Genomic DNA, 4329 nt, shown 5'->3' on the forward strand with positions numbered 1-4329 from the left:
GTCTCATCGTGAACTATGCCAACAAGCCCCTGGTGCTCAAGGGGGCCGACGGCCGCTACTTCATCACTGATCACCTGATGGGCGCCAATCTCCAGTTCGCCATTGGCATGTTCCGCCTCTCCAAGACCGGTATGCCCTGGCTGCAGATCGGCCTGGGAATCCCCGTGGGTTTCCATCAGAGCCGCATCAACAACGATCCCTTTACACTCGATACCGGCGACCCGCTCTGCTCTGGCTCGGACACGGCTGTAGCCGATTTCCATGTTGATCACGAACAGGATTCCGAACCAGATCGGATCGAAGCCCAGGGATTCCACGATTGGCATGAACACCGGCAGGGTGATCAGCATGATGCCCACCGGGTCGAGCACCATGGCCAGCAGGAATACGATCACCATCATGGCGATGATGATGCCCCAGGGGCCACCGGGGACCATGTTCATCAGGCTTTCGATCAGTTCCTGGGCGCCCATGCTCTGGTAGGCGGCGCTGAAGGCGTGGGCGGCAAACAGGATCCACATGATCATGCCGGTGAGCTTGAAGGTGCGGATCGCCGCTTCCTGCAGGATACTCCACTTGAACTGTTTATAGACGGCGGCCGAAATCAATGCGCCCAGTACGCCCATGGCGGCGGCTTCGGTCGGGGTGGTGATACCGCCGATGATGGAGCCCAGCACCATAACGACCACACCGATTGGCAACAGCACCGCCCGCAGGGCCCGGAATTTATCCGGCCAGGTGCCTCTTTCCTCTTTGGGCAGGGCGGGTGCCAGTTCCGGCTGCAGGTGGCAGCGCACTATGATGTAGATGGCGGTCAGGACCATCAGCAGGATGCCGGGCATGATACCGGCGGCGAACATCTGGCCGACCGAGACACCGGTGATCAGGGCAATGGTGCCCATCGCGACCACCGCAGCTCCGCTGATGCCTACCATGGCGGCAAACACGGCGCAGATGCCCAGCGCAAGGCCGCCTCTGAGGCCGCCGCACCAGAGGTGCATCATCCGGTACAGATCCCTGGCCACGCCGGTGCGTTCCAGGATCATGGCCATGAACACAAACAGGGGAATGGCGACCAGGGTGAAGCTTTCCATGGTGCCCCAGATCTGGGACGCCACCATGTAGAAGGAATCAAAACCCCAGGTGAAATAGAGGAACACCACGGACACGCCGCCCAGCACAAACGCCAGCGGCAGGCCCAGCAGCAGGAAAAACAGCAGAGAGCCGAAGAACAGCAGGGTCAGGGCTTCAATACTCACAGCTGCTCTCCTTCGGAATCAGTGTCTTCTGGGGTGTAGCAGTCGAGGTTGAAGGCTACGGCGATGTCCTCGAGCAGCTTGACCAGGCCCTGCAGGACCAGCAGCGCCGTCCCTACCGGAATCGCAAGCTTGACCGGCCAGATGGGCGGATTCCAGGCGGAGTAGGAGGTCTCCCAGCTGGACATGGACTCCCGGGCCATGTCGATGCCGAACCAGAGCAGCGCGAGGGTGAAAATGAAGAATACCGTGGAGGTGACGATGTCCAGCACCGCCCGTTTGCGCGGCGCCAGATGGGAGTGCCGCAGGTCGACGTTCACGTGCCCTCGATGGGCCATGATGTAGCCACCGGACATCACCGCATAGATGCCGAACAGCATCTGGGTCAGTTCATTGGTCCAGACTGTCGGCGAATTGAACAGGTAGCGGAAGCCCACCTCAAGCAGCAGGAACGCAAACATGGCGAACACGAGCAGGGCTATCCAGCGCCCGACGACATCATTGAGACGGCTAACCCCTCTCATGAATGCGGCCCGGGACAAGGCCATGGAGGCCGCTGGATTTCGTCGGGTTGAGCCACGTTGCCGACCAGTTCATTGCCGATATCACCCAGGAAGAGCGCAAGCGTGTGGCCTTCGCCCTGGCATTGGCGACCGATCCCAAGATCGTCTTGCTGGACGAGCCCGCGGCGGGCGTAAACCCGGAAGAGACCGAGGGGTTCGCCGCGCTGATGCGCAAGATGGTGGACAACGGCCTGACCGTCTGCCTGATCGAGCACAAGATGGACATGATCATGAGCCTGGCGGACAAGATCATGGTTCTGGACCATGGCGAGAAGATCGCCGAGGGCACGCCGGAAGAAGTGCGTAACAATCCGGTAGTGATCGAGGCCTACCTCGGAGGTGATGAAGATGCTGCAGCTTGAGAACGTGGATGTCTGCTACGGCAGCTTCAAGGCCCTCACCGACATTTCCATGACGGTCGATACCGGTGAGCTGGTGGTGTTGCTCGGTGCCAACGGTGCCGGCAAAACCACTCTGTTCAATGCCATCAGCGGTCTGGTCAAACCGACAGGCGGTGATATCCGCTTCGAGGACAAGCACCTCAATGGCATGAAACCCAGTGCGGTAGTTTCCTCCGGCGTGGTGCAGTGCGCCGAGGGCCGGAAGCTGTTCCCGCAGATGAGTGTGCAGCAGAACCTGATGATGGGTGCTTATGTGCATCGGCGCGACCGGGAGGGCAACAAGAAACGTCTGAACGAAGTACTGGAGCTGTTCCCCATTCTCGAAGACAAGGCCAGCCAGCCGGCGGGCTCCCTGTCCGGCGGCCAGCAGCAGATGGTGGCCATTGGCCGGGCCATGATGAGCCAGCCCCGGCTGCTGATGCTGGACGAGCCCTCCCTGGGCCTGGCCCCGCTGGTGGTCCGGCAAATGTTCGAGACCATCCGGCAGATCAACAGCCTCGGCACCACCGTGCTGCTGGCGGAACAGAATGCCTTTGCCGCCCTCAAGATCGCCGGCCGGGCTTACGTGATGGAGAACGGCCAGCTGGTCATGGAAGGCGATCGGGAAGCCATTCTCGGCAACGAGCAGGTTCGCAAAGCATACATTGGAGCCTGATGGCTCCGGAAACGGATCAACGACGAGCGCAACAAACCAGGAGAAAACAATGAAAAAAGTGAAAACACTGGGTCAGGCTGTTGCAGCGGCTACCATCGGTATGACTCTGACTGCCGGTGCCATGGCGGGTGAGGTCAACATCGGTTTCACCGGCCCTCTCAGTGGCGGTGCTGCCCTGTACGGGGAAAATACCCTGTCCGGCCTGCGCATGGCCGCCGAGGAAATCAACGCGGCCGGTGGGTTTGACCTGAATGGCGAGAAGACCACCATTAACCTGGTGTCCCTGGACGACCGCTATTCCCCGGCACAGGCGGCTACCAATGCCAAGCGGTTGAAGCAGGAGTCCAACGTGCCGGCCGTTTTTATCCCGCACTCCGGTGGCGTGTTCGCCCTGCAGGATTTTAACGAGAAAGACGATTTCCTGATCATGGCCTACACCAGTGTCCCGACGGTTACCGAGAAGGGTAACTCCCTGACGCTTCGTATTCCGCCGACGTTCGATGGCTACGTCCGTGCCTTCACCGACTACGCCCTGGAACACGCAGGCAAGACCCTGGGCATGGCCGGCGGCATGGAGATGGTGGAAGGCGCCATCGGCGTGGTGCCCCTCAGCGTGTACGAGACCGAAGCGGCGAAGAGCTTCATCGAGCGCTACCAGGACAAGTACGGCAAGATACCGGGCTCCGAAGCGGCCTACAACTACCTGGCGCTACACGGTCTGGTGGAAGCCATGGACGCCACCGAATCCACCGATCCAAAAGTGATCCGCGGCGCCATCGGCAACGCCCTGGCCAACATGGATTCGAGCAAAAATCCGTATGAAGTCAGCGAAGTGACCGACAAGGGCGGCTTCGTCACCGAGACCACCCTGGCCGTGGTCAAGGATGGCAAGATCGTGCGCGAGCCAATCGAGTAACCTGCTCAGGGGCTCAGCCTAAGGGGTCTGATGAAAGCCTTCATCTGACCCCAAGTTCAGCCCACCCCAAAGCTTCCGGATAAAGTCGGGGTCAGAAGAAGGCTTTCTTCAGACCCCAACTCCCTGCTCAAGTCTCTACTCTGGGGTCTGATGAAGACCTTCATCTGACCCCATCTTCAATCCCATCCCCCCAACTCTGGATTTTCTCCCAAACTGCTGGTACCTTTCCCAACTTCGCGGGCTCCCCATCAAGGATCCGATGGCACATTACCCGCACCGATTCAACGGACCGAGTCAACCCTTCAAGGACTGAAGACATGCCCCAGGCAAGCGGATTGTAGTTCACCGCCCGTGTCGGTGACTTCCCCTCTGATCATTTCGCCGTGGTCGCCTTCGCGCTGACCGAGAGCCTTTCCGAGCTGTTCCAGGGTCGGCTGGATCTGGCCAGCACCAACCCCGACGTCTCTGCCGAATCCATGCTGGAACACCCTGTGGACCTGGTGGTCTGGCAGGACGGCCAGCCCCTGCGCCGCTTCAC

The 4329-nt window shown here is 60.3% G+C and carries 5 protein-coding genes and 1 pseudogene; 4 read left to right on the plus strand and 2 right to left on the minus strand.

Annotated features, from left to right (window positions below):
* Nucleotides 1–1259: TRAP transporter large permease subunit (locus R6W86_RS14375; RefSeq protein ID WP_410330048.1), on the minus strand; the 1259-nt coding region annotated here is incomplete at its 3' end.
* A complete protein-coding gene (locus R6W86_RS14380; RefSeq protein WP_410330049.1) occupies nt 1256–1780 on the minus strand; it encodes a TRAP transporter small permease subunit in 525 nt (174 codons plus the stop codon). The genes R6W86_RS14375 and R6W86_RS14380, both read right to left, overlap by 4 nt.
* Nucleotides 1781–1827: 47 nt before the next feature.
* Here R6W86_RS14380 and R6W86_RS14385 point away from each other — a divergent pair, with 47 nt between their 5' ends.
* From R6W86_RS14385 to R6W86_RS14400, 4 genes and pseudogenes are all read left to right on the plus strand, one after another.
* Nucleotides 1828–2181: a hypothetical protein gene (locus R6W86_RS14385; protein ID WP_410330050.1), complete on the plus strand. Its 354-nt coding sequence runs from the start codon at nt 1828–1830 to the stop codon at nt 2179–2181.
* Complete coding sequence (locus R6W86_RS14390) at nt 2168–2875, plus strand: ABC transporter ATP-binding protein (protein WP_410330051.1); 708 nt, start codon at nt 2168–2170, stop codon at nt 2873–2875. The genes R6W86_RS14385 and R6W86_RS14390 overlap by 14 nt, the downstream gene beginning before the upstream one ends.
* Before the next feature lie 49 nt (nt 2876–2924).
* On the plus strand, nt 2925–3791 hold the full coding sequence (locus R6W86_RS14395; RefSeq protein WP_410330052.1) for an ABC transporter substrate-binding protein: 867 nt from the start codon (nt 2925–2927) through the stop codon (nt 3789–3791).
* A 317-nt stretch (nt 3792–4108) separates the two neighbouring features.
* A pseudogene (locus R6W86_RS14400) lies at nt 4109–4329 on the plus strand (type VI secretion system tip protein VgrG); the annotation flags it as partial.

The sequence above is a fragment of the Marinobacter sp. genome, assembly GCF_046484525.1.
Lineage (GTDB): Bacteria > Pseudomonadota > Gammaproteobacteria > Pseudomonadales > Oleiphilaceae > Marinobacter.